Raw genomic sequence first — 22841 nt, forward strand, 5'->3', positions numbered from 1 at the left:
GTCTGAGGGTCTCCGGGCCCGCGCTGGTGCGCGGGTCGCCCCGCCCCCCCCCCCCCCGCCCCCCACAGCGTAGTCGCTCGCCGCGGGCGCCGCCCCGTTCGGAAGAGGACCATCAGGCGAGACAGGCAATGGATTCCGCCTCGATGGGGGTTACGGTCACTGGCGCGACGCCGCGCCGTCGCACCGTGCACGCCGTGGCACGGTGCTCAACGAATGCCGTCTCTGGGGGGGGACAGACATGCATCGTCATGGCCAGTACTGCAACCCGGCACGTCCTACAGAAGCCGACGAGGAGAGATCCGGCCGGGTCAACCCGGTCACCGCCGCGTTATACCGGCTGGATCTCCTGACCGACCGCGAGCGGGAAGTCCTCTCGGCCATGCCCGGCGGCGAGTCCAACACGGACCTCGCCGTACGGCTCGGCATCACCGAACGCACCGTCAAGTTCCATGTCACGAACATGCGCGAGAAGCTCGGCGGGCTCTCCCGCCTCCAGCTCCACCTGCTGGCCCTGCTGGCCGAGATCGTCTGGCCGGGCCGTCTTTGTCGCCCCTCCGGAGCCGGGCGGGCGACGCAGTCGACGACCGTGATCGCCCGAGGGCTGCTGCTGAGGCGTACTCCCGAGGTCAGAACCTGCCCGTGAGACGCGGATGCCCCCGACGACAGGCGTCGGGGGCATCACCCGTTCGTGAGCGGCCGCGGCCGCGGCACCGGCTCAGGCCTTCGGGGCCACCTTCGACAGGCCGTTGATGATCCGGTCCATCGCGTCGCCACCGGTCGGGTCCGTGAGGTTCGCGAGCATCTTGAGCGTGAACTTCATCAGGACCGGGTGGGTCAGACCGCGCTGCGTCGCGATCTTCATGATCTTCGGGTTTCCGATGATCTTCACGAAGGCGCGGCCGAGCGTGTAGTACCCGCCGTAGGTGTCCTTGAGGATCTTGGGGTAGTTGTGCAGGGCCAGTTCGCGCTGCGCCGGGGTCGACCGGGCGTGCGCCTGCACGATGACGTCGGCCGCGATCTGGCCCGACTCCATCGCGTACGCGATGCCCTCGCCGTTGAACGGGTTGACCAGGCCGCCCGCGTCACCGACGAGCAGCAGGCCCTTGGTGTAGTGCGGCTGGCGGTTGAAGGCCATCGGCAGGGCGGCGCCGCGGATCGGCGTCGTCATGTTCTCCGGGGTGTAGCCCCAGTCCTCCGGCATCGAGGCGCACCAGGCCTTGAGGACCTCGCGCCAGTCCAGCTCCTTGAAGGCGGAGGAGGAGTTCAGGATGCCGAGGCCGACGTTGGACGTGCCGTCGCCCATGCCGAAGATCCAGCCGTAGCCGGGCAGCAGCCGGTCCTGCGGGCCGCGCCGGTCCCACAGCTCCAGCCAGGACTCCAGGTAGTCGTCGTCGTGGCGGGGGCTGGTGAAGTACGTCCGTACCGCCACACCCATCGGCCGGTCCTCGCGCCGGTGCAGGCCCATGGCGAGGGAGAGCCGGGTCGAGTTGCCGTCGGCGGCGACGACGAGCGGCGCGTGGAAGGTGACCTCGCGCTTGTCCTCGCCGAGCTTGGCGGTCACGCCGGTGATCCGGCCGGTGCGGTCGTCGATGACCGGGGCGCCGACGTTGCAGCGCTCGTACAGCCGCGCGCCGGCCTTCTGCGCCTGCCGGGCGAGCTGCTCGTCGAAGTCGTCGCGCTTGCGGACCAGTCCGTAGTCCGGGTACGAGGCGAGGTCCGGCCAGTCGAGCTGGAGCCGGACGCCGCCGCCGATGATGCGCAGGCCCTTGTTGCGCAGCCAGCCGGCCTCCTCCGAGATGTCGATCCCCATGGCGACGAGCTGCTTGGTGGCGCGCGGGGTGAGCCCGTCGCCGCAGACCTTCTCGCGGGGGAACGCGGTCTTCTCCAGGAGCAGGACGTCGAGTCCCGCCTTGGCCAGGTAGTACGCGGTCGTGGAGCCGGCCGGGCCTGCCCCGACGACGATCACATCTGCGCTGTGCTCGGAGAGGGGCTCGGTCACGGCGTGGTCTCCCGAAGGGTCGAGGGAAGGTCGGTCGAAGTCTATTGCGGAGGTCCCGGGGCTTCCGGGCGGTGTGCTCCTACGGGAGCTTGAAGCCCCGGTGCATCGCCACCACGCCGCCGGTCAGGTTGCGCCAGGCGACCTTGGACCAGCCGGCCTTCTGCAGCAGCCCCGCGAGGGCCGGCTGGTCGGGCCAGGACTGGATGGACTCGGCGAGGTAGACGTACGCGTCCGGGTTGGACGACACCGCCCGGGCCACCGGCGGCAGCGCGCGCATCAGGTACTCCTCGTACACCGTGCGGAAGGGCTTCCAGGTCGGGTGCGAGAACTCGCAGATCACGACCCGGCCGCCGGGCTTCGTCACCCGGTACAGCTCGCGCAGCGCCCCGTCGGTGTCCTGGATGTTGCGCAGCCCGAAGGAGATCGTCACCGCGTCGAAGACGTCGTCGCGGAAGGGGAGCTTCGTACCGTCGCCGGCGGTGAACGGCATCCATGGGTGCCGCTTCTTGCCGACCTGGAGCATCCCGATCGAGAAGTCGCAGGGCACGACATAGGCACCGGCGCGGGCGAAGGGCTGCGAGGAGGTGGCCGTCCCGGCCGCCAGGTCCAGGATCCGCTGCGCGGGGCGGGCGTCGACCGCCTTCGCGACCTCCTTGCGCCAGCGCCGGTCCTGGCCGAGCGAGAGCACATCGTTGGTGAGGTCGTAGTTCGCCGCCACGTCGTCGAACATCGAGGCGACTTCGTGCGGCTGCTTGTCCAGGGATGCTCGGGTCACCCGGCCATTGTGGCAGCCCTCGTGCGACGGTCTTCGGGAGCCCTCCGGGCCCGCCGGGGATTCGCCGAAAACTTCCTCTCAACCTTTTCGGTGGCAGCGCACTCAAGGAGGGGTGACAGTCGGGCAGCGGGGGACGACCCCCAGGGACGGAGGAGCGCGATGCAGGCACCGCACGGCTCGGACGAGGCGTTCGAGGAGTTCGCCCGCGCCGGGCAGACGCGGCTGTACCGCACGGCGTACCTGCTCTGTGGCGACGCCGAGACCGCCCGCGATCTCACCCAGACCACCCTCGCCAAGCTCTTCCAGCACTGGCGCAGGGCCGGTACGGCCGAGTACCCGCATGCCTACGCCAAGACCGTTCTGACCCGCACCTTCCTCGCCGAGCGACGTCGCCGACTGCGCGACCTGCTCGCCTTCACCAAGACCGGCGGGCTCGGCCCCGCACCCGCGGCGGAGCACGCCGACCTCCGGGTCACCCTGCTCGCCGCGCTCGCCGAGCTCCCGCCCAGAGCCCGCGCCATGGTCGTCCTGCGGTACTGGGAGGACCTCAGTGTGGAGACCGTCGCCTCGCTCCTGCGCTGCAGCGAGGCGACGGTCAAAAGCACCTGCTCCCGCTCGCTCGCGCGGCTCCGCGACCACCTCGGCGAGGCCCACCTCTACGCCACCGACCACCACGCCACCGGAAGGTGAGGCCCACAGTGGATGACGCCACACTGCTCAAGAGCGCCATGGACCGTACGACCGAAGACCTTCCGCCGCTTCCCGACCTCGCGCCCGTCGCCATCCTCCAGGGGCGCAGACGGCGCGCCCGGGCCCGCCTCGCCGCCGTCGGCGGTGTCTTCGGCACGGTGACCGCCGCGGCCCTCGGCCTGACCCTGCTGCCGGGACCCAGTAGCGGCGTGGCGATGCCCGCCGCGCCACCGGCCGCCTTCCCCTCGGCCTACCACACGCCCGTGCGGCTGACGCCGACACCGGGTCAGGAGCCGCCGGCACCCGCCACCGGGGCCGAGGCGGAGCGGCGCGCCCAGTTCCAGCAGCAGGCCGCCGCGCTCCTGGACGAGCTGCTGCCGAAGACCGTGACGGAGATCCGCCCGGTGGAGGGCGAGGTGTCCCTCTACCAGATCACCTCCGGTGGGCGGGACTTCATCGCCACGCTGTCCGTGCGCCCCGCGGAGGGTGAGACGCTGCAGCCCTGCCGGAACGACCCGTCCAAGCGGATGGCCTGCGAGAAGGCCGACCTCGGCGAGGGCCGCACGGCGCAGGCGTACACGATGCCGGTCAACGAGCTCGACACCCTGGGCGCGATGGTCCGGTTCCCGTACGGCCGCAGCCATGTCCTGCTCTCCGTCACCCCGTCGGAGGCCGAGGGCAAGCCCAGTGTCTCCGCTCCGGTGACCGCGGATCAGCTGCTCACCGTCGCCCGCGACGACCGGTTCACGGACCTGGTGAAGTACGCCGACGAGAACCCGGTCCAGGAGAAGTCCACCCCGGTCAGCGGCGGCTGATCCCCCGCAGCCGTCACTCGTGGCGGACGCGGGGGCAGGGCACGCAAGCGCCCCCACGGGGTGGGCGCCCGCTACCGGCGACGGTGGACCAGTCGCCCGCCGAGGACGGTGGCGACGCAGGTGGACGCGCCGCGCGCGACGAGTTCGGCCTCGTCCGCGACGTCGAAGACGGCGAACCGGGCATGGTTGCCCGGGCTCAGCAGGTGCGTGTGCACGACCGGGCCGCCCGTCGCGTACGGGTCGAGCGAGGGGACTCCCACCGGCGGTACCGAGGCCCGGCCCGCCTGGACCAACCCCGACCGGCGCACCGCCTCCTGGACCGCCGGGCGCGTGTACGCCCCGGCCACCGCGACCGTTCCGTGCGCCAGCATCCGCTGGAGGCCGCGCCGGGCGCTCGCACCCCAGCGCGCATCGTCCATCGCGAGCGCGGCGAGCGCCTCGCCCGTGATCGGCTCGGTGCCGAGCTCGTCCGCCTCGCGCGGGTCCGGGTGGTAGGCCTGTTCGAGCAGCTCGGGGCCGTACGGATTGGTCAGCGCCCGCGTCAGGAGACCCGGCCAGCGGCGTACCCGCGCGCTCGGCAGGGCGGCGGTCACCTCCTCGTACGGGCCGACGGCCGCGATCTCCGCGTCCCGGACGGCCACCGCGCCGCCGGGCACGGGGTCGTGGCCCGGGCCCGGCAGCACCACGTCCGCCGTGTGAATCGTCAGCACGAAGGCGTCAGTTGGCGTTCAGGAGCTTCAGCTCCGGGTGCGCCGTACCGCCTTCGATGGCCGTGGAGGAGATGTGCGAGGCGACCCGCTCGTCGACCGGGTCGTTCGCCGGGTCGTCGTGGACGACGAGGTGCTCGTACGTCGTGGAACGCTGCGCCGGGACACGGTCCGCAGTACGGATCATGTCGATCATCTCGCGCAGGTTGGAGCGGTGCTTGGCGCCCGCCGAGGAGACGACGTTCTCCTCCAGCATGATCGAGCCGAGGTCGTCCGCGCCGTAGTGCAGGGTCAGCTGGCCGATCTCCTTGCCCGTGGTCAGCCACGAGCCCTGGATGTGGGCGATGTTGTCCATGAAGAGCCGGGAGATCGCGATCATCCGCAGGTACTCGAAGAGCGTGGCATGCGTGCGGCCCTTCAGGTGGTTGTTCTCGGGCTGGTACGTGTACGGGATGAAGGCCCGGAAGCCGCCCGTCCGGTCCTGCACGTCACGGATCATCCGAAGGTGCTCGATGCGCTCGGCGTTCGTCTCGCCGGTGCCCATCAGCATCGTCGACGTCGACTCGACCCCGAGGCCGTGCGCGATCTCCATGATCTCCAGCCACCGCTCGCCGCTCTCCTTGAGCGGGGCGATCGCCTTGCGCGGGCGCTCCGGCAGCAGTTCGGCGCCGGCGCCCGCGAAGGAGTCGAGACCGGCCGCGTGGATACGGGTGATCGCCTCCTCGACGGAGACGCCGGAGATGCGGGCCATGTGCTCGACCTCGGACGCGCCGAGGGAGTGGATGACCAGCTGCGGGAAGTCCTTCCTGATGGCGGCGAAGTGCTTCTCGTAGTACTCGACGCCGAAGTCCGGGTGGTGCCCGCCCTGGAACATGATCTGCGTGCCGCCGAGCTCCACGGTCTCCGCGCAGCGGCGCAGGATGTCGTCGAGGTCGCGGGTCCAGCCCTTGGCGGTGTCCTTCGGCGGCGCGTAGAAGGCGCAGAACTTGCACGCCGTCACACAGACGTTGGTGTAGTTGATGTTCCGCTCGATGATGTACGTCGCGATGTGCTCCGTACCGGCGTAGCGACGACGGCGTACGGCGTCGGCGGCCGCGCCCAGCGCGTGCAGCGGCGCCGAGCGGTAGAGGTCGAGCGCCTCCTCGGGGGTGATCCTGCCACCCTCTGCGGCGCGGTCGAGGACGGACTGGAGGTCGGCCTTCTCGGTCACCGGCTGAGTCCCTTTCGGAGGGTGGATTCTAAGGACTGAGCCAGCCTACGCCAGCAGTTCTCAGGACTTCCGCAGGGTGCCGCTAGGGCGGCCCGCGGCTACCTCGTCGGAACGGTAGGTGAGGGTGCCGTCGGGGTTGCGGGTCAGCGTGAAGGTCGACGTGCCGGTGGTGCAGAGACCTTCGGTGCCGGGGCGGTCGGGGTCCGTGCGGTCGGCGATGTTCAGCTCGGTGGCGGTGGCGGAGGTCAGCTTGCCGAGGCCGTGGCAGCTGACGGTGGTGCCGAGGACGCTGATGGTGTGGGTGGTGCGGACGACGTCCTTGCCGATGCCGCCCTTGGAGACGACGACGGTGAAGTCTCCGTGCGGGGAACCGTTGCGCTCGGTGGTGGGCCCGGTCCAGGTGCCGAGGAACGCTTCCGGGACGGAGCCGGAGGGCGTGGTGGAGGCGGAGGGCGTGGTGGCGGGGGGATTCGTCTTGCTCCCGCCGGTGTCGCTCGCGTCGGCGCCCCGGCGGCCGCCCGGCATCAGGTCGAAGAGGTACCCCGCCCCCAGTGTCACCGCGGCGAGCGCCCCGGCGACGGCGAGCGCGACGGTGCAGCTGACACGCCGCCCCGCGGCGAGCGAGAACGTGGCCTGCCGCCGCCGCGTGCCCTCACCGTCGGGCGCGGTGTGCCCCTGGTCCGGCGGGGCGGCGAAGCCGCCGGGCGCGGGGGCGATCGGCGGGCCGAAGACGCCGGGCCCGGGAGCCCCCCGCCCGGACGGACCCCCCGCCTCGGGCCGGGCTTCGGGCGACAGAACCGCCGGAGGGCCGAAGACACCCGACGGCGGGCCGGTCATGGGCCCCTCGGGGGCGGGTGCCCACACCGAAGGGGCCGTGAAGGGCACGGGGCCCGAGGCGTTCGGGTCGGGCGCGGCACCGGGGACCGGCGGGACCGTTCCCGTACCCGCGTCGAGTTCCAGGAGGCGTACGGCGGTCCGGCTGATCTCCTCCACCAGCGGGCTCGGCAGCCAGCCGCCCGACACCAGCGCCGCCGCCCCGCGCGGGGCGAGGGCGGCCGCGACGGCGCCCGGGGCGGGGCGGGCCGCCGGGTCCTTCGCGAGGCAGGCCGCCACCAGCTCCCTCAGCTCTCCCGCCAGCGCGCCCAGTTCGGGCTCCTCGTGGACGACCTTGTAGAGAAGGGCCGCGGAGGTGTCGCCGGGGAAGGGCGGGGCGCCGGTCGCCGCGTACACGAGGACCGCGCCGAGCGAGAAGACGTCGGACGCTCCGGTCGCCCCATGGCCCAGGATCTGCTCGGGCGCCATGTAGCCGGGCGAGCCGATGGAGACCCCGCTCGCGGTGAGCGACGCCGTACCGTCCGTGGCCCGCGCGATGCCGAAGTCGATGAGCCGGGGCCCCTCCAGGGTGGCCAGCACGTTGGACGGCTTCACGTCACGGTGGACCAGGCCGAGTCCGTGCACGCCCGCCAGCGCCTCGGCGAGGCCGGCGCCCAGGGTCCGTACCGTGTGCGCGGGCAGCGGGCCGATCGCCTCCACGGCCCGGGTGAGCGTCGGCCCGGCGACGTATCCGGTGGCGACCCACGGCACGGCGGCCTCCGGGTCGGCGTCCAGGACCGGCGCGGTCCACTCCCCGCCGACCAGCCGGGCGGCCTCCACCTCACGCCGGAACCGGGCCCGGAACTGCTCGTCCAGGGCGAAGTGCGGGTGCACGATCTTCACGGCGACGGTCCGGCCGCCCTCGTTGCGGGCCAGATAGACCCGCCCCATGCCACCGGAGCCGAGACGGCCGAGGATCCGGTAGGCACCGATGGTCCTGGGTTCCCCTGCTTCGAGCGGCTGCATGTCTCCCCTTTTCCAGCAGCGCACGGCCCTTCGTGGGCCGGATCACCACGATTCGGAACCGTACCCAGCCAACCGATCCCCCACCACGTCCCTCCTCTTCTCCGTAATACGTCGCAGTGTCCGAAGCACCCCGGAGTCACCCGATGACACGCCTCCCCAGGATCACGAGGAACCCCAAGGCCCCGAGGATTCGCAGGATCCTCGCAGCCGCGCTCGCCGTCGGCACCACGGCCGCTCTCGTCGGCGGCTGCTCGGACGAGGGGGCGCCCGTCACCTTCGACACCCCGAGATCGACGGCCACGGCCGACAGGGCGGGCGCGCCGAGCACCACGCGGACTCCGGGTGCTCCGGGGGCGAACGTCCCCGAGACCGTCCTCCCCACCGGCCCCAAGGCGAGCTTCACCACGGCCAATACCCTCGACGACGGCACCAAGATCGGTGTCACCACGCTCGCGGGCGCGAAGTCCGGCTTCACGGGCAAGGTGTGGGTCTGGGCGCCGAAGCAGTATTTCGACCCGAAGTACGCCGACAGCGGCTTCCCGGTCCTTGTGGCGCTGCCGGGCGGAAACGGCTATCCGGTGAATTACTGGATGGGCACGGACCTCAAACTCCAGTCGAGCATCAGCGCATGGTCGCAGGAAGGGAAAAGCCTTCCGTTCATTGTCGTGATGCCTGTGCTCAACCCCGACGACAAGTACTACTACGACGGCAGCGATATACCCGGGCAACCCAGAATGGGGACCTGGCTCGCCGAGGACGTGCCCGATTTCGTCCGGGCGAATTTCCGCACCTTCAAGTCCCGTGACGGCTGGGCGTTCATGGGCTCGTCCTCCGGCGCCTTCGCCGGGCTGAAGGCGGTGCTCCAGCACCCCGACACGTTCAAGGCCGTCATCGCGTCCGGCCCCGACACCGTCCCCGACTCCCCGCTGTGGGCGGGCCACGAGGCACAGCGGCAGGCGAACAACCCGGAGAAGCTCGCCAAGGCGCTCGGCACGAAGCCGGACACCAAGGAGAACCGGGTCTATCTGGCGTTCCAGATAGGGACGGAGGAGTCGGGCGAGCCCCGGCTGAGGTCCTTCATGAAGAACTTCACGAAGGGCCCGGTGAAGACCCGCCTCCAGGTCATCCAGGGCGGCGGGCACAACGCCAAGGGCTACATCAGGGGCATGGGGGACGGCTCGATGGAGTGGATCAGCCGGCAGATGCAGGGCCCGGTGCCGTCCCCCTGACGCTCCGACCTCAGGCGAGCAGGTCCACCTTCACGTCCGCCGGGAAGCCGGTCGTCGGACCGGTCCGGCGGGCGAACTCGCGCACCCCCGCCAGCTGCTCGGGCCCGAAGCGGAAGTCCAGCGTCCGGAAGTACCGCTCCAGCAGCTCCGCGTCGAAGGACTCCCAGCGCGCGGCCTGCTCCGCGACCTTGGCGACCTCCACCAGCGACAGATCGCGCGAGGCCAGGAACGCCTCGTGGACCTCGCGCACGGTCTCCGGCTCGCGCACCAGGAAGTCCCTGCGCGCCGCCCACACCGCGAAGACGAACGGCAGGCCGGTCCACTCCTTCCACATCAGCCCCAGGTCGTGGACCTCGAGCCCGAGCCGCGGCGCGTCGTGCAGGGAGGCCCGCAGGGCGGCGTCGCCGATCAGGACGGCGGCGTCCGCCTCCTGCATCATCAGCCCGAGGTCGGGCGGGCACGTGTAGTAGTCGGGCCGCACGTCGTACCGCTCGGCGAGCAGCAGCTGCGCGAGCCGTACGGACGTACGAGAGGTGGACCCGAGCGCCACCCGCGCCCTGTCCAGCTGCTTCAGGGGCCGCTGGGAGACGATCACGCAGGACATGACGGGGCCGTCGCAGCCCACGGCGATGTCCGGCAGGGCGACAAGATCGTCCGCGTTGCGGAGATACTCCACGAGGGTGATGGGCCCGATATCGAGGTCGCCCCGCACGAGCCGCTCGCTGAGCTTCTCCGGGGTGTCCTTCGTCAGCTCCAGATCGAGGAGCGTTCCGGTACGGGCCAGGCCCCAGTACAGGGGCAGACAGTTCAGGAACTGGATGTGTCCGACGCGGGGCCGGCTGCGCTGGTGGTCATCGGTTGCATTGTCCACATCGTGAGGCTAGACCCGTCTCGCACGGTGGACATCGCCGGGGCGCGCGCGGCGCTCGCGTCAGCGCGTCAGAAGCACGTCAAACGTGTGGGTGACGTGATCTTTCCCTCTAGTGCGGCGCACACCCTGCGTGCTACGCTCATCGCAAGTTGCAGTTTGGTTTCCCTTGCAGTACAGAGCCTGCGGAGCATGTGACCCGCAGGCTTTTGTAGTTTTCAGACTTGTTTGCAGGTTCTGGAGCAGGGCAACCCTTTGGCCCAAGGAGGGCTTATGGCTACCGGAACCGTCAAGTGGTTCAACGCTGAAAAGGGCTTCGGCTTCATCGCCCAGGACGGCGGCGGCCCGGATGTCTTCGTCCACTACTCCGCGATCAACGCGTCCGGGTTCCGCTCCCTCGAGGAGAACCAGGTCGTGAACTTCGACGTCACGCAGGGTCCGAAGGGCCCGCAGGCGGAGAACGTCACCCCGGCCTAAGTTGCCCGGGTCGGCGATCGCGCACGGCTAGAGAAGTACCCAAGGAGCCCCGCTCCGTGTCCTCGGGCACGAGCGGGGCTCCTGCCTTTCGTCCCCCTCCCCCACGGCCCGGGCCGCTCGTAGTCTGGACGTATGACCGAACGCAAACCGCCTGGCGTCAGCTTCGAGTCGTTCGTGGACAAGCAGATCCGCGAGGCCACCGAGCGCGGCGAGTTCAAGAGACTGGCCGGCTTCGGGAAGCCGCTCGACGACGACAACGCCCCCTATGACGCGCTGTGGTGGATCAAGAGCAAGATGCACCGCGAGGGCGCGTCCGTCCTCCCGCCCTCGCTGGCCCTGCGCAAGGAGGCCGAGGACGCGGTGGAGGCGATCGGCCGGGCCGTGTCCGAGGCGCAGGTGCGCCGGATCGTCGGCGAGATCAACACCAAGATCGCCGCGGCCCTGGCCCGCCCGCCGGCGGGACCGCCGCTGAACCTGAAGCCGTTCGACGTGGAGGAGACGGTGGCGGGGTGGCGGGCGGACCGGGCGAAGCGGGAGGAACGTCCGGATCGCGAGAAGCGGGACGCGTAGGGCTCGGACGGGCGGTCGCGAAGTTCGCCGTCAACAGGCCGTGAAGAAAGCCCCGGGTCTCCCGTGGGGCACCGCTGATTTGCCTATGGTGCACATGCATACACCAACGATCATGGGCATCACGGGGGCCTCGTGTCTTTCGACGACGAATGGGCGGGAATCAGGTCGGCCGCGGCGGAGAAGGCGGTGTCCACACGCCTCAACCAGCTCCCCGCGGACGGGGGTGGTGGATCCGGCGGTACGGGGAGGCTGCGCGTCGAGCAGGCGGACCTCGCGGCCGTCGGCGACGCGGCGTTCACGCTCCACCAGCGGCTCGACACCGACGGGGACCACGCCAAGGCCAACACGTACGCGGCGGCCGGCTCGCTGAAGACGGACTTCGCGCTCGGCGCCGCGCTCTCCACGGTGGCCGACAAATGGAACGAGCAGGTCGGCACCTTATTGGACGCCTGTGCGCACATCTCCAACCATCTCGAGTACTCGAAGAAGACCCACGCGGACGACGAGTACTGGATCGCGACCCGGTTCAAGTTCGAGCAGCTCGACAAGGGCTTCGAGGAGAGGGCGCGGCACTGATGGATCTGGAAGCGCTCCGGTTCGCGGACTTCTCCAAGCTGTCCACGGCCGTCGGTGACTGGGAAGCCATGGCGAAGAAGCTGTGGGAGCTGGAGGGGGACGCCCGCAAGGACATGGGGGCGAAGTCGGACAAGGCGGCGTGGGAGGGGTCCAACGCCACCGTCACGCGGGCGTTCATCACCAAGACCGCCGGGGAGTTCGCCGACGCCGCGACCCAGGCCACCAGCATCGGGAACATCCTCCGCGACACGTACGCCGAACTCGCCGCGTACAAGACGCAGCTCGACGAGGCGATCGAGCAGGGCCTGGCCAAGAACCTGACGGTCGTCGGCACGGGGAACGGCGGCTTCACCGTGACCATGAACATCCACCCCGACCGGGCCGCCGACGGGCACGACGTGCCCGAGCATTCACAGGCCGATGTGACCGCGCTGCGCGACCGGGTGCAGGGGATCCTGGAGAAGGCCACCGAGAGCGACAGCACCGCCTCCAAGGCGCTGACCATGCTGGTGAGCCAGACCCCGTACGGCTTCTCCGACGCCGCCTACTACGACCGGGACCGCGCGGCGGCGGCCCTCAAGGACGCCGAGCGCATCGCCGACCTGCTCAGGAACAAGGGCGACGACATGTCGCCCGAGGAGTTCGACAGGCTCGACAAGGACCTGGCCGCGTACAAGGACGACCGGCTCTTCCAGGAGACGCTCGCCACCAGGCTCGGCCCGCGCGGTGTCCTCGACTTCTGGGCCGACCTGTCCGACCCGTCCGACGGCGGCTCCCTCCAGCGCTCGCGGCACAAGGACTTCGGCGACTTCCAGCAGAACCTCTCCCTCGTCCTCGCCGGCGCGACCCAGTCGGACAGCCCGGCCATGCGCACCTGGGAGAACGACATGGTCAGGCTGGGCGAGGAGCGCATCCAGACCCGGGGCAGCCAGGTGTACGGCTACCAGCTGATGAGCAACCTGATGCGTACGGGGGACTGGGAGAACCGATTCCTCAACGACTACGGCAACGCACTCGTCGCCACCGAGAAGAAGATGCGGCTCCCGGCCAACTACTGGAACGCCGGTGCCCCGCCCATGCCGAAGATGAACTTCATCGGCGAGGACTTCGGCCGCGACCCGATGACGGGCCTCATGCGGGCGCTCGCCGCGAGCCCGAACGCGTCGACCGAGTTCTTCGGCACGACGGAGCCGAACGACAACGCCCAGTACGTCCTCGGGGACCGGCAGGTCTTCGACGACACGCCCCTCGACGACAAGGACGGCAACTCCGCGCGGGAGGCGACGGGTGCGGCGCTGGTCTCCGCCGCCACGGGCATGAACCCGCTCGACCCCACCGCGCAGCCGGTCGATCTCACCCCGGAGCATCGCAAGGTCCTGGACCGCTCGCTGGAGTTCCTCTCCGCGCGGGGCGACGACTTCCCCTCGGAGATGCGCGACGACATGGCCAAGGTCCTCTCCAGCCACAGCGACGTCGTCCACCACACCGCGAGCTCCCTCTCGGAGGACGCGAACGACCCGCGGCAACTGGACCGCGGTCAGCTCCTGGAGGTCAGCAAGCAGCTGTCCCGCGACCAGGACGCGTACGGGATGCTCAACGAAGCCATGAACCGGGAGATCCTCCAGGACATCCACACGGATCAGCCGAAGGACCCGAAGGAGACCCTCCAGCGGGCCGGCAACACGGTCGGCTTCCTGGAGGAGGCCCGCTACCAGGCGCTGAAGGCGGACAAGGACGACCCGTCGTGGGAGGCGAAGTGGCTGTACCACGGCTTCGGCGGCGCGGTGAACTTCATCCCGGTGGTCGGTGACGCCGCGCAGCGCGGGGTCGACGCCCTGGCCTACAACTGGCAGTTGGACGAGCAGGCGCGGATCGAGAAGGGCATCCAGGACCAGAACGGCAAGACATTCGAGCACCGGGAGAACCAACTACGGGCCCTCTCCCAGGAGTGGGCGAGGGCCAACCCCGGTCACGGCAACAACGCCTACACCCTGGAGAACGAGATCAACCTCGCGGCGCTGAACGGCAACAGCCGGGCCAAGGGTCTGGCGGGCGACCAGTGAGCGGCCGCACGCGGGCCGGTGCCGTCGCTCTCCTGCTCGGTGCGCTGGCCGGGTGCGGGGAGAGCAGGGAGTACGCGGTGCCTGCCGAGGTGTGCGGGGTGCCGGTCGACCCGGCCGTACTGGCGCCCTTCCTCCCGCCGGGGGAGACGGTGGAGCAGTCGGCGTACGCCTCCCGGCCGGCCAACCCCCGGTGCTCGATCACGGTGGACGGGCAGACCGTCCTCACGGTGAAGGCGGACGTGATCGAGCCGGCCGAGGACCCGATGAAGGTCCACGAGCGGCTGCTCGTGGATGCCGACCGGATCCCCGTCGGCGACGACGCCCGCGTCGCGGACGCGACGGCGCTGGCGGTGGCCGCCTGTACGTACGAGGGCAAGCCGCGCAAGTTCGTGGCCCAGCTGTTCCCGCCGAGCGGGACGGATGACGTTGCCGAGCGGCGGGAGGCGCTGACACGGCTGATGACGGCGTACTTCCCGGCCGTGCGGCGGGAGGTGGGCTGCTCGTCCTGAGACGGACCGGGCGGCTAGGGCGTGCCCGGCATGCGGCCGAGGGTCGCGAGGATCCGGTCCAGCGTCCCGGCGCCCGGGGGCAGGGGGATGCCCGGCCGGAAGGGGCTGTCCGGGGTGAGCCGGGTGTCGCCGTCCGGGACGGAGAGGGCGATCGGGAGCGCGGCGTCGAGGACGTCGGGTTCGGGGTCGTACGGGAGGTCCAGGCCGCGGGCGATGTCCCAGCCGTGGACGACGTAGTCGATGAAGTGGAAGCCGACGGCCCGGCCGGCGGGGAAGGTCCGGTCGACCGTGAACTCGGGCAGGAGGAAGGGCCGGTCCGGGGCGTCCAGGGCCGCGAAGGCGGCGACGACGTGCTCGGCGGCCTCGGCGTACCGCGCGACGGCGGCGGCGGAATCGGTCACCGGGTGGACGGTCCAGTGGGCGAGCTCCGCGCCGTCACCGAGGGCGGCGGCCGCGAACCCGCGGTGCTGGGCCGTCATGTGGGCGAGCAGATCGGCGACCGTCCATCCGGCGCAGGGTGTCGGCCGGCCGAGGTCGCCGGGGGTCACCCGGTGCACCAGGGCGACGCTGTCGCGGACCACGCGCGCGTGGAGGAGCCGTAACCGCTCGAACGGTCCCTCACCTTCCAAAGAGATACGCATATGATTACGATCTGCTCACGCCTACGAATTGTCAACGGGTATTTTCATGGCCATGGAAGAGCCCCGCCCCGATCTCGCCGCGATGGTCGTGCCGCTGGGCCGCACCCTGATGGCGGCGGAGCAGCCGGTCCTGGACGCCCACGGCGTGACGATGTGGGCGTACGCGGTCCTGCTGCACCTCGACGAGACGCCCATCCGCACCCAGGCCGCCCTGGCCGAGGCCATCCGGGCGGACAAGACCCGGATCATCGCCGTCCTCGACGACCTGGAGAAGCGCGGCCTGATCGGTCGCCGCCCCGACCCCCAGGACCGCCGGGCCCGCCTGCTCTCCCTCACGCGCGAGGGCCGCGAACTGCGGGACACCGTGCGGTCCGAGATCCAGGAGGGCGAGGAGCGACTGCTCTCCCGGCTCCCGGCGCCGGACCGAGAGGCATTCGTCCGGGCCCTGCGGATCCTGACCACCGACTAGGTGAACTCGGCCGGCTCGCGGCCCCGTCACCGGCCGCGCGGACCGTCCTCGGCATCTCCTCGATGGCCCACTGGGTGGAGCACGCAGAACCGTCGAGCGAGGAGTGAGTGACATGAGGAGCGCCGATCTGCTGCTGGACGCGTTCGGCCGCGTCCAGGAGGCCGTGCGCGGAGCCGTCGAGGGCCTGTCGGAGGACGAGCTGGCGCTACGGATCGACGACGACGCGAACTCGATCGCCTGGCTGGTCTGGCACCTGACGCGGATTCAGGACGATCACCTCGCTGGCGCCTTCGACACCGAGCAGGTGTGGACGTCCGACGGCTGGAAGTCCCGCTTCGGCCTCCCGTTCGGCGCCGGGGCCACGGGCTACGGCCACTCCAGCACCCAGGTCGCCAAGGTCCGGGCCTCCGCCGACCTGCTCCTCGGCTACTACGACGCCGTCCACGCCCGGACCGTGGAACACCTCGGCACCCTGACCAACGCCGACCTCGACCGCGTCGTGGACGACGCCTGGGACCCCCCGGTCACCCTCGGCGTCCGCCTGGTGAGCGTGATCGCGGAGGACAACCAGCATGCGGGCCAAGCGGCGTACGTACGGGGCGTGGTGGAGCGACGAGAAGGATCGTGACGGGTGTCGGCCGGGGTTGCTATCCTCCGGCCACAGTCCGCGGAAGGCGAAGATCCGGATGGGGGGAACCTCCGGCCGCCTCCGTGTCTTCCGATCGCCGTCCCGTGCCCGAGTCGGGCCGCGCGCGGTCGCCTCAAGGGGAGGGCCCGTCCGTTGCTCCGTCATTCCCATGCCTTCAGCCGCAGACTCGCCACCGCGGTGGGCGTCACCCTCGCGGTGACCGCCGGCACCACTGTGTCCACGGGGCCGGCGACGGCGGCTCCCGCCCTTGCCCCGGCATCGGCCACCGGGTCGGCGGAACAGGCACCGGTGCCGTTCCCGCTCGACGCCGACATCGTCGGCGGTGGCTCTTCGGGGTTCCTGACCAAGAACCTGGCCGACAAGCGCTGGACCAGTTTCGCTGACGGATCCTCCACGGTGCTGCCGCCTGGCGCATGGGTCTACGGCGCCAAGGGTTCCGACGCCGTGGTCGTCGACCAAGTGGGCCAGCGCGTCACGCTCATGGACATGTCCACGGGCTCGGAGGTGCTGAGCGTCCCCCATGACGCCTGGCACGTCGGAGCCGTCGACAGGACTCTCTTCGTACGGGACCGCGCGACCTCGGAGCTCTCCCTCGTGCAGAACGTCGGCGGTACGCAGACCAGCCGGAAGGTGTCCGGCGTGCCGGCGGGGGCGTCGCCGACGCTCGCCGCGGGCATGCCCGGCCATGCCCTGCTGAACTACCGCACCGGCACGGAGCCGACGAGCAAGGCGTACTGGGCCGTGCTGGACCTCGCCACCGGCGCCGTCACCGAGACCCATGAGATCGCCTCCCCGCAATGGCCCGTCAAGGACGTCGAGATGACGACCACGCACCTCGCCTGGGTGGAGTACCGCTCCGCTTCCGACACACGCGTGCTCGTCAGGGAGCGGGCGTCCGGAGAGACCCAGGAGATCCGGCTGGGCGCCACCGAGAACCCCGTGGAGATCGGTCTGGTGGGCACCTGGCTGACGTACGGGCAGGTCGGCGGCCTCACTTCGTACACGCCGCACGTCCTGAACGCGGTCACCGCGCGCTCCCTCCAGACCGGGGCGACACGAAAGCTCCTGGACCACGTGAAGTCGTCCCTCACCGCTCCCGACGGCGCACAGCTCGTGCGCGGCGGCACGTCGGCTCAGGGCGAAGGGCTGTACAGGATCTCCCCCGGCGCCGACGGCGTCCCCGTCACGACTCTTGTGGCGAGCACGGGCCAGCTCTCCAAGGTCACGCTGCGGGGCGTCCCCTCGTTCCCCGCCGTGATCGACCTGGACCGCAACGGCGGCCAGGTACCCATGTCCTGGCCGCTGTCGCGATCCAACGTGCTGGCCGATGTCACACTGCGCCACACCCGGACCGGGCTGGCGCAGGAGGTACACCTGCTCGCCGGCGGCGACTACGACGACACGTCCAGGTTCGACGGAGCCGCCTGGGGCGACTGGTTCGGCTACGTCGAGCCGAGGAACGGCCAGTGGGTGAGTGCGCCGAACGGGGAGTACGCCTGGACGCTCACCGCGGAGCCCATGAACGGCATCGGACCGAAGCTGGTCACCTCCGGCACGTTCACAGTCACCCGCAAGGCCGCCCCGCACGACTACAACGACAACGGCTCCCCGGACCTGCTCATGCGCGACGGGTCGGGCCGGCTGTGGCGCGCCGACCTGAACGCCTCGGACGGCGGCGTCCAACAGCCCGATGACAGGCTGCTCGCCAGCGGTTGGAACGGCTACAACCAGATCGAGGCCACGGGGAACATCGCCGGAGCCCCTGCCGGGGACTTCGTCGCCCGCGACGGCGCGGGCGTCCTGTGGCACTACCTCGGCAAGGGCGACGGCACGTTCACGACTCGGTACAGGATCGGCTCGGGCTGGGGCGGCTACAACAAGATCGCCGCGGGAAGCGACCTGAACGGCGACGGGAAGCCCGACCTCGTGGCCACCGACACCGCCGGTGTCATGTGGCTCTACAAGGGCACCGGAAACTGGCGCACCCCGTACACGACCCGCGTCAAGATCGGCACGGGCTGGAACGGCTACAACCAGATCGCCGCCACCGGGAACATCGCCGGAGGCACCGCCGGAGACCTCGTCGCCCGCGACGGCGCCGGCGTCCTCTGGCTCTACCTCGGCAAGGGAGACGGGACCTTCGCACCCCGAGTGAGGATCGGCGCCGGCTGGGGCGGGTACAGCCACCTGGTCGGCGTCGGTGACGCCGACCGGGACGGCCGCCCCGACCTGGTGGCGAGGCGCCCCGACGGGCCGACGTACGTCTACAAGGGCACCGGCAGCTGGAACGCCCCGTTCCGCGCGCCCCAGGAGATCGGCGGTTCCTGGGGGCCGATGCCTCCGTACAACCAGTTCGCCTGATCATCGATCCGACTCGCCGCAACCCCGGTGCCCGGGCACGGGAGCCCCCGGCCCGACGTGGTCACCACGTCGGGGTCGGGGCTCCCGCCCTACCCCGCTCTACAGGTACGGGCGGGTGATCAGCTCGATCGCGTGGCCGGCCGGGTCCTTGAAGTACACGCCCCGGCCGCCGTGCCCGTTGTTGATCTCGCCCGGGCGCTGCATCTGCGGATCGGCCCAGTGCACGACGCCGCGGTCGCACAGCCGCTGGTACGCCCGGTCGAACAGCTCGTCGTCGAGCAGGAAGGCGTAGTGCTGCATCTGGATCTCGATGTGCGTCGGCGGCTTCGCGAACTGGAGCAGCACGCCGTCGGCGAGCTGGACGTTGACGAACGGCCCCCAGGACGGCGCTTCGGGGAGTTCCAGCAGCTCCCGGAAGAACAGAGCCGACTCGGTGCTGTCCTTGGCGGCGATGATGGTGTGGTTGAACGTGACTGACATACGGATGACCTCACTGTGATTCGGCACGAAAGAAACGGACTCGCGATGCAGAAGCAGCGCTGGGAGGTCCGCGTGCCGAACCAAGGCGGCGGGGGTGCTGTGAACGCACCCGCCGAGCGATCAGTCCACCACCGGGTAGCCGATCCGTGTGTGGCGTCGAGGCGCCGATCCGGTGTTCACGTCGGATGATCTTACGGATCGCCGGCCGATGGCGCAGGTGGTTAACGCGTCAGGGGTACGACGACGCTTTCCGGCCAGGTCGGCGAGCGTCAGAAGGCGAAGACCGTGCCCGTCTTCGCGTTCAGCTCGCAGGTGTTCCCGAACTCCTTCTTCCAGCCGACCGGGACGCTGTCGAAGGTGCCCTGCGCCTCCGCCACCACCGGTTCGTAGACCATCGGGCACATCACGTCGGCGTCGCCCTTCAGCTTCTCGAAGTCTCCGCGCGCGTCGTTCAGGGCGCTGCATGCGACCTCGCCCTGCGGGTGGTTGCCCCCGGTGGGGCCACATCCGAGATAGACCTCCTTCACGTCGCCGGTCGCGCCGGACGTGATCGTCAGGAAGATCCTGGTGGGCGGGGTCGGCGCGGCGTCCTCCGCGCCCGCGAGGCCGAAGCCCGCGACGGTGGCCGTGGCCACGGCGAAAGCAAGGGTGCTCTTCATGCCCCGGCAAACGAGCGCTCCGACTCCGGGTCACTTGGGTCCACCCGCATGACCGGGAAGTTCATCCTCTTCGACGTGGTCGGCACTCTGATGGATGCCGTCGCCCATCAGCGCCGCGTCCGGCAGGCCTGGGCGGCGTGACACGGGCTGGAGGGGGAGGAGGTGTACGGGGGCGCGCTCCGCAGGCGGCCCGTCGAGACGTTCGCCGCTGTCGCACCGGGCCGGCCGTTTCGCCGGCACGGGCCCTCCCGCCGTCTTCACCGTATCGGGCCGAACTCGCCCCGCACCGCGCCGACTTCTGCTTCTGTTCTGTGAGGTGATGGGTCGTTCAGATCGCAGGATAGCTCCGCTATCCTGCTGCTCATGCAGGGGGAGCTGGGAAACAACTCACACTTGACCGGCAGCGGAGCCATGCCACTGGAGTCGGGGGATCCCCGGCAGATCGGTGCGTTCAGACTGCTCGGCGTCCTTGGGTCCGGGGGCATGGGCCGGGTCTATCTCGGGGCCGTGCCCGGGAAGTTCGCGGCGGTCAAGCGGGTGCTGCCCGTGCTGGCCGAGGACCCGGACTTCCTGAACCACTTCGGGCACGAGCTCGACAACCTGGCCCGGCTTCCCGGCGGCGCCAGTGTGAAGCTGCTCGCCAGTGACCGCACGGCGAAACCGCCGTGGTTCGCGACCGAGTACATACCGGGGGTCACCCTCAACGAGGCGATCAGGCTCCACGGCGGCCCGCTTCCCGTCGACGCCCTCTGGCGGCTCCTGCACCAAGCGGCCGCCGGGCTGAAGGCCGTGCATGCCGCCGACATGGTGCACCGCGACCTCAAGCCGTCCAACGTCATGCTGACGCCCGACGGCCTGTCCCTCATCGACTTCGGCGTCGCGCGCGCCGCCGACCAGAGCCGGCTCACCCGGACCGGCATGGTCATCGGAACGCCCGCCTACATGGCACCCGAGCAGGCCATCGCCGATCCCCAACTGACGGGCGCTGCCGATGTCTTCGGCCTCGGCAGCCTGCTCCTGTACGCCGCCATCGGCCGTCCCCCGTTCGGTGACGGCTCCGGGCCCGGCCTTCTCTACCGGGTCGTCCACGGAGAGCCCGACTTCGGTCGGCTCCCGGAGACGGCGCCCGAGCTCACGGAGGTCGTACGGTCCTGCCTCGCCAAGGACCCGGCGGACCGGCCGACGGCGGCCGAACTCGTCGGCCTCACCGGGGGCCACGCGGAGGGCGTCCAGTGGCCGCCGGCCGTCGCCGAACGGGTCGAGGAACGGGCGGCCTTCGCCGCCGGGGCGCCCACGGCCGAGCAGCTCGCGGAGCTCGGGGACACCGGGGAGGGCGACCAGGTCGAGGACATCGGGACGGTGGCGCTCACCCCGCGGGGCCCGAGCGAGCCCGCGACCGCGGGGCCGGACGCGGCCGCCGCCACCGGCCCCACGGCGGCCCGCGGGTGGCGGGAGCGGCGCAACCGGTTCGTCCTGGTCGCCGTCCCCGTCGTCGTGGCCACCGGCACCACCCTGACCGTCGCCCTCGGTCCGTACGAGATCGGCCGACAGGGCGGCGGCCCCGGCACCTCGGCGGCCCCGCCCGCCGCGACCGCCTCGCAGCCGGCACCGGGCGCGCCCGCGCCGGCGACCACGCCCCCGTCCACCTCGCCGTCCGGCTCCGCCTCCGCGTCGGGCTCCCCCTCGGGTCAGGGGTCGGGCCCCACCACGGGCGGCGCCGGCGGCACGACAGGCGGTGGGGGTGCGACAGGCGGTGGGGGTGCGGCAGCGGGCGGCGGCGCGGCCACCGGCGGCACCGGAACCATCCCCGGAAACGGCAGCGGGAGTGGCAGCGGCGGTGGAAGCGGGTCCTCCTCGACCGGAGGCGGCTCCGGCTCCACGACCACGCAGCCCAAGCCACGGCCGTCGTCCGGCGGCTCGGCGCCCTCGGGGACGTACTCCCTGGAGAACGCCTCCAACGGCGAGTGCATCGGCGAGTACAATCCGGGGTACGGCGTCTTCGCCAACACCTACGAGTGCGGTTCCGTGCCCAACAACAGCGGCACCATGGCGTACGCCTGGACCTACAAGGCGGGCGCGAACGGCACCTTCCGGCTGGTCAACAAGACGACCGGGAAATGCCTCCAGGCGGGCGGGAACCCCGGCGGCGTCGGCGTCGGCGCCTGCAACGGCTCCAGCAAGCAGTCGTGGAAGATCCATGCCACGACGTCCCACGGCCGGACGATCATGAATGTGAGCAACGACGAGTGCATGACCGTCGGGCCGCCGTTCCTGACCACGTACGCCTGCGACCCGGGCAACCGCGCCCAGCTCTGGCGGAACATCTCAGCCCTGTGACGACGGCCCGAACACGGGGACGACGACCTCCCCCTCCGTGCGGAACGTGACCTCCAGATCCATCCCGATCCGGAGGTCCGTCTCCGCCACCCCCACCAGCTCCGTCATCATCCGCGGGCCCTCCGCCAGGTCCACCACCGCCGCCACATACGGCACCCGGTCGCCGAACGGCGGGAGGTCGTTGCGGTGGACGACCGACCAGGTGTAGAGCGTGGCGCGGCCGCTCGACTCCTCCCAGCGGACGTCCTCGCTCCAGCAGTGCGGGCAGAACTCGCGCGGGTAGTGGTGCGTCCGGCCGCAGGCGTCACAGCGCATGAGCAGCAGGCGGCCCTCGGCCGCCGCGTCCCAGTACGGGCGGGTGAAGGCGTCGATGTCCGGGTCGGCGGCCGTCATCGGAACAGTCCGATCGCGTGGTCGAGGGACCAGGTCTGCCAGGACATCGCGAAGAGGGCGACCAGTGAGATCAGCGCCATCATCGCGTTCTGCCCCTGCTCGGCCCAGTCGTGGATCATCAGGACGAGGTAGAGGAGGTTGAGGAGGAGGCCGCCGATCAGGGCCACGGGCGTGAGGAGGCCGAGGATCAGGCCGAGGCCCAGGGCCAGTTCGGCGTAGACGACGACGTACGCCATCACCTTCGGACGCGGCGCGACGACCGAGTCGAAGCCCTTCCTTACGAACGGCCACCGGTGTTTGCCGGCGACGTCCGCCGCCCACGCTATGCCGGTGCCGCGCTCGAACCAGCCCTTCTTGTCCTTGTGGCGCCAGCTCTCCAGCCACCACAGGCCGAGGCCGATGCGGAGGACGGCGAGCCATTCGGCGCCGGTGAGCCAGATGGTCTGCATCGGTCGATACCTGCCCCTCCCCGATCCTGATCTGACGGTACGTCAGTTCAGCGGATGGGGCGGCGTCTGCGCAAGA

At 70.9% G+C, this 22841-nt stretch carries 24 protein-coding genes; 13 read left to right on the forward strand and 11 right to left on the reverse strand.

Annotated elements, in window-relative coordinates; genetic code table 11:
• Nucleotides 1-238 precede the first annotated feature (238 nt).
• Nucleotides 239-643: a helix-turn-helix transcriptional regulator gene (locus tag ACFVZW_RS12785; protein ID WP_384520242.1), complete on the forward strand. Its 405-nt coding sequence runs from the start codon at nucleotides 239-241 to the stop codon at nucleotides 641-643.
• 72 nt (nucleotides 644-715) lie between these two features.
• On the opposite strand, the gene ACFVZW_RS12790 is transcribed toward ACFVZW_RS12785, so the two are convergent.
• Nucleotides 716-1999 (reverse strand): geranylgeranyl reductase family protein, encoded by a 1284-nt coding sequence (locus ACFVZW_RS12790; RefSeq protein ID WP_384520243.1) that lies wholly within the window; start codon nucleotides 1997-1999, stop codon nucleotides 716-718.
• Nucleotides 2000-2078: 79 nt separating this feature from the next.
• On the reverse strand, nucleotides 2079-2774 hold the full coding sequence (locus ACFVZW_RS12795) for a demethylmenaquinone methyltransferase (protein WP_383557283.1): 696 nt from the start codon (nucleotides 2772-2774) through the stop codon (nucleotides 2079-2081).
• 159 nt (nucleotides 2775-2933) lie between these two features.
• On the opposite strand from ACFVZW_RS12795, the gene ACFVZW_RS12800 reads away from it, so the two are divergent.
• Both ACFVZW_RS12800 and ACFVZW_RS12805 read left to right on the forward strand, forming a co-directional pair.
• The gene (locus ACFVZW_RS12800) at nucleotides 2934-3464 is read left to right on the forward strand and encodes a SigE family RNA polymerase sigma factor (RefSeq protein ID WP_384520245.1); all 531 of its coding nucleotides are present in this window, start codon (nucleotides 2934-2936) and stop codon (nucleotides 3462-3464) included.
• 8 nt (nucleotides 3465-3472) lie between these two features.
• On the forward strand, nucleotides 3473-4279 hold the full coding sequence (locus ACFVZW_RS12805; RefSeq protein WP_384520247.1) for a hypothetical protein: 807 nt from the start codon (nucleotides 3473-3475) through the stop codon (nucleotides 4277-4279).
• 71 nt (nucleotides 4280-4350) lie between these two features.
• Here ACFVZW_RS12805 and ACFVZW_RS12810 read toward each other — a convergent pair whose 3' ends face one another.
• Genes ACFVZW_RS12810 through ACFVZW_RS12820 form a run of 3 tightly spaced genes read right to left on the reverse strand, consistent with a single transcriptional unit; the run spans nucleotide 4351 to nucleotide 8035 of the window.
• Nucleotides 4351-4989 (reverse strand): hypothetical protein, encoded by a 639-nt coding sequence (locus tag ACFVZW_RS12810; RefSeq protein ID WP_384520248.1) that lies wholly within the window; start codon nucleotides 4987-4989, stop codon nucleotides 4351-4353.
• Nucleotides 4990-4996: 7 nt separating this feature from the next.
• Nucleotides 4997-6196, reverse strand: a complete 1200-nt coding sequence (mqnC, locus tag ACFVZW_RS12815) for a cyclic dehypoxanthinyl futalosine synthase (RefSeq protein WP_384520249.1) — start codon at nucleotides 6194-6196, stop codon at nucleotides 4997-4999.
• Between the two features lie 60 nt (nucleotides 6197-6256).
• A complete protein-coding gene (locus ACFVZW_RS12820; protein ID WP_384520251.1) occupies nucleotides 6257-8035 on the reverse strand; it encodes a protein kinase in 1779 nt (592 codons plus the stop codon).
• Between the two features lie 143 nt (nucleotides 8036-8178).
• Between ACFVZW_RS12820 and ACFVZW_RS12825 the strand changes: the two genes are divergently transcribed.
• A complete protein-coding gene (locus ACFVZW_RS12825) occupies nucleotides 8179-9264 on the forward strand; it encodes an alpha/beta hydrolase (protein ID WP_384520253.1) in 1086 nt (361 codons plus the stop codon).
• Nucleotides 9265-9274: 10 nt separating this feature from the next.
• Here the strand turns inward: ACFVZW_RS12825 and ACFVZW_RS12830 are convergent, their stop codons facing one another.
• Nucleotides 9275-10135 carry a menaquinone biosynthetic enzyme MqnA/MqnD family protein gene (locus tag ACFVZW_RS12830; protein WP_384520255.1) on the reverse strand — a complete coding sequence of 287 codons (861 nt, stop codon included), beginning with the start codon at nucleotides 10133-10135 and terminating at the stop codon, nucleotides 9275-9277.
• 270 nt (nucleotides 10136-10405) lie between these two features.
• Between ACFVZW_RS12830 and ACFVZW_RS12835 the strand changes: the two genes are divergently transcribed.
• From ACFVZW_RS12835 to ACFVZW_RS12855, 5 genes are all read left to right on the forward strand, one after another.
• The gene (locus tag ACFVZW_RS12835) at nucleotides 10406-10609 is read left to right on the forward strand and encodes a cold-shock protein (protein ID WP_003967102.1); all 204 of its coding nucleotides are present in this window, start codon (nucleotides 10406-10408) and stop codon (nucleotides 10607-10609) included.
• A 132-nt stretch (nucleotides 10610-10741) separates the two neighbouring features.
• A complete protein-coding gene (locus ACFVZW_RS12840) occupies nucleotides 10742-11179 on the forward strand; it encodes a DUF1992 domain-containing protein (protein ID WP_384520257.1) in 438 nt (145 codons plus the stop codon).
• A 132-nt stretch (nucleotides 11180-11311) separates the two neighbouring features.
• Nucleotides 11312-11755, forward strand: a complete 444-nt coding sequence (locus ACFVZW_RS12845) for a hypothetical protein (RefSeq protein ID WP_384520258.1) — start codon at nucleotides 11312-11314, stop codon at nucleotides 11753-11755.
• A complete protein-coding gene (locus tag ACFVZW_RS12850) occupies nucleotides 11755-13818 on the forward strand; it encodes a hypothetical protein (RefSeq protein WP_384520260.1) in 2064 nt (687 codons plus the stop codon). The genes ACFVZW_RS12845 and ACFVZW_RS12850 overlap by 1 nt, the downstream gene beginning before the upstream one ends.
• Nucleotides 13815-14327: a hypothetical protein gene (locus ACFVZW_RS12855; protein WP_384520262.1), complete on the forward strand. Its 513-nt coding sequence runs from the start codon at nucleotides 13815-13817 to the stop codon at nucleotides 14325-14327. Before ACFVZW_RS12850 ends, ACFVZW_RS12855 begins: the two co-directional genes overlap by 4 nt.
• 14 nt (nucleotides 14328-14341) lie before the next feature.
• Here the strand turns inward: ACFVZW_RS12855 and ACFVZW_RS12860 are convergent, their stop codons facing one another.
• On the reverse strand, nucleotides 14342-14968 hold the full coding sequence (locus tag ACFVZW_RS12860; protein ID WP_384520264.1) for a TIGR03086 family metal-binding protein: 627 nt from the start codon (nucleotides 14966-14968) through the stop codon (nucleotides 14342-14344).
• A 52-nt stretch (nucleotides 14969-15020) separates the two neighbouring features.
• On the opposite strand from ACFVZW_RS12860, the gene ACFVZW_RS12865 reads away from it, so the two are divergent.
• The 3 genes from ACFVZW_RS12865 (at nucleotide 15021) to ACFVZW_RS12875 (ending at nucleotide 18447) form a co-directional block, all read left to right on the forward strand.
• Nucleotides 15021-15437, forward strand: coding sequence for a MarR family winged helix-turn-helix transcriptional regulator (locus ACFVZW_RS12865; RefSeq protein WP_384520265.1), 417 nt, complete (start codon nucleotides 15021-15023; stop codon nucleotides 15435-15437).
• Between the two features lie 112 nt (nucleotides 15438-15549).
• Entirely contained in the window at nucleotides 15550-16065 is a 516-nt protein-coding gene (locus tag ACFVZW_RS12870; protein WP_384520267.1) for a DUF664 domain-containing protein, read from the forward strand.
• A gap of 153 nt (nucleotides 16066-16218) precedes the next feature.
• Complete coding sequence (locus ACFVZW_RS12875; RefSeq protein ID WP_384520269.1) at nucleotides 16219-18447, forward strand: FG-GAP repeat domain-containing protein; 2229 nt, start codon at nucleotides 16219-16221, stop codon at nucleotides 18445-18447.
• Between the two features lie 99 nt (nucleotides 18448-18546).
• On the opposite strand, the gene ACFVZW_RS12880 is transcribed toward ACFVZW_RS12875, so the two are convergent.
• The gene (locus ACFVZW_RS12880; protein ID WP_384520271.1) at nucleotides 18547-18927 is read right to left on the reverse strand and encodes a VOC family protein; all 381 of its coding nucleotides are present in this window, start codon (nucleotides 18925-18927) and stop codon (nucleotides 18547-18549) included.
• Between the two features lie 269 nt (nucleotides 18928-19196).
• Nucleotides 19197-19586: an SSI family serine proteinase inhibitor gene (locus tag ACFVZW_RS12885; RefSeq protein WP_384520273.1), complete on the reverse strand. Its 390-nt coding sequence runs from the start codon at nucleotides 19584-19586 to the stop codon at nucleotides 19197-19199.
• A 393-nt stretch (nucleotides 19587-19979) separates the two neighbouring features.
• On the opposite strand from ACFVZW_RS12885, the gene ACFVZW_RS12890 reads away from it, so the two are divergent.
• Entirely contained in the window at nucleotides 19980-21923 is a 1944-nt protein-coding gene (locus ACFVZW_RS12890) for a protein kinase (protein WP_384520275.1), read from the forward strand.
• On the opposite strand, the gene ACFVZW_RS12895 is transcribed toward ACFVZW_RS12890, so the two are convergent.
• Nucleotides 21912-22316, reverse strand: coding sequence for a Zn-ribbon domain-containing OB-fold protein (locus tag ACFVZW_RS12895; protein ID WP_384520277.1), 405 nt, complete (start codon nucleotides 22314-22316; stop codon nucleotides 21912-21914). The two genes, ACFVZW_RS12890 and ACFVZW_RS12895, sit on opposite strands and share 12 nt — an antisense overlap.
• The gene (locus tag ACFVZW_RS12900) at nucleotides 22313-22765 is read right to left on the reverse strand and encodes a DoxX family membrane protein (protein WP_384520279.1); all 453 of its coding nucleotides are present in this window, start codon (nucleotides 22763-22765) and stop codon (nucleotides 22313-22315) included. Before ACFVZW_RS12900 ends, ACFVZW_RS12895 begins: the two co-directional genes overlap by 4 nt.
• Between the last annotated feature and the right edge of the window lie 76 nt (nucleotides 22766-22841).

Source organism: Streptomyces sp. NPDC059567 (assembly GCF_042735655.1).
In the GTDB taxonomy this organism is placed as follows: Bacteria; Actinomycetota; Actinomycetes; order Streptomycetales; family Streptomycetaceae; genus Streptomyces.

Coding starts and splice junctions, on each gene's coding strand:
- ACFVZW_RS12785 (WP_384520242.1), top strand. CDS start 239: ATGCATCGTCATGGCCAGTACTGCAACCCGGCACGTCCTACAGAAGCC.
- ACFVZW_RS12800 (WP_384520245.1), top strand. CDS start 2,934: ATGCAGGCACCGCACGGCTCGGACGAGGCGTTCGAGGAGTTCGCCCGC.
- ACFVZW_RS12820 (WP_384520251.1), bottom strand. CDS start 8,035: ATGCAGCCGCTCGAAGCAGGGGAACCCAGGACCATCGGTGCCTACCGG.
- ACFVZW_RS12825 (WP_384520253.1), top strand. CDS start 8,179: ATGACACGCCTCCCCAGGATCACGAGGAACCCCAAGGCCCCGAGGATT.
- ACFVZW_RS12835 (WP_003967102.1), top strand. CDS start 10,406: ATGGCTACCGGAACCGTCAAGTGGTTCAACGCTGAAAAGGGCTTCGGC.
- ACFVZW_RS12840 (WP_384520257.1), top strand. CDS start 10,742: ATGACCGAACGCAAACCGCCTGGCGTCAGCTTCGAGTCGTTCGTGGAC.
- ACFVZW_RS12850 (WP_384520260.1), top strand. CDS start 11,755: ATGGATCTGGAAGCGCTCCGGTTCGCGGACTTCTCCAAGCTGTCCACG.
- ACFVZW_RS12860 (WP_384520264.1), bottom strand. CDS start 14,968: ATGCGTATCTCTTTGGAAGGTGAGGGACCGTTCGAGCGGTTACGGCTC.
- ACFVZW_RS12865 (WP_384520265.1), top strand. CDS start 15,021: ATGGAAGAGCCCCGCCCCGATCTCGCCGCGATGGTCGTGCCGCTGGGC.
- ACFVZW_RS12870 (WP_384520267.1), top strand. CDS start 15,550: ATGAGGAGCGCCGATCTGCTGCTGGACGCGTTCGGCCGCGTCCAGGAG.
- ACFVZW_RS12880 (WP_384520271.1), bottom strand. CDS start 18,927: ATGTCAGTCACGTTCAACCACACCATCATCGCCGCCAAGGACAGCACC.
- ACFVZW_RS12885 (WP_384520273.1), bottom strand. CDS start 19,586: ATGAAGAGCACCCTTGCTTTCGCCGTGGCCACGGCCACCGTCGCGGGC.
- ACFVZW_RS12895 (WP_384520277.1), bottom strand. CDS start 22,316: ATGACGGCCGCCGACCCGGACATCGACGCCTTCACCCGCCCGTACTGG.
- ACFVZW_RS12900 (WP_384520279.1), bottom strand. CDS start 22,765: ATGCAGACCATCTGGCTCACCGGCGCCGAATGGCTCGCCGTCCTCCGC.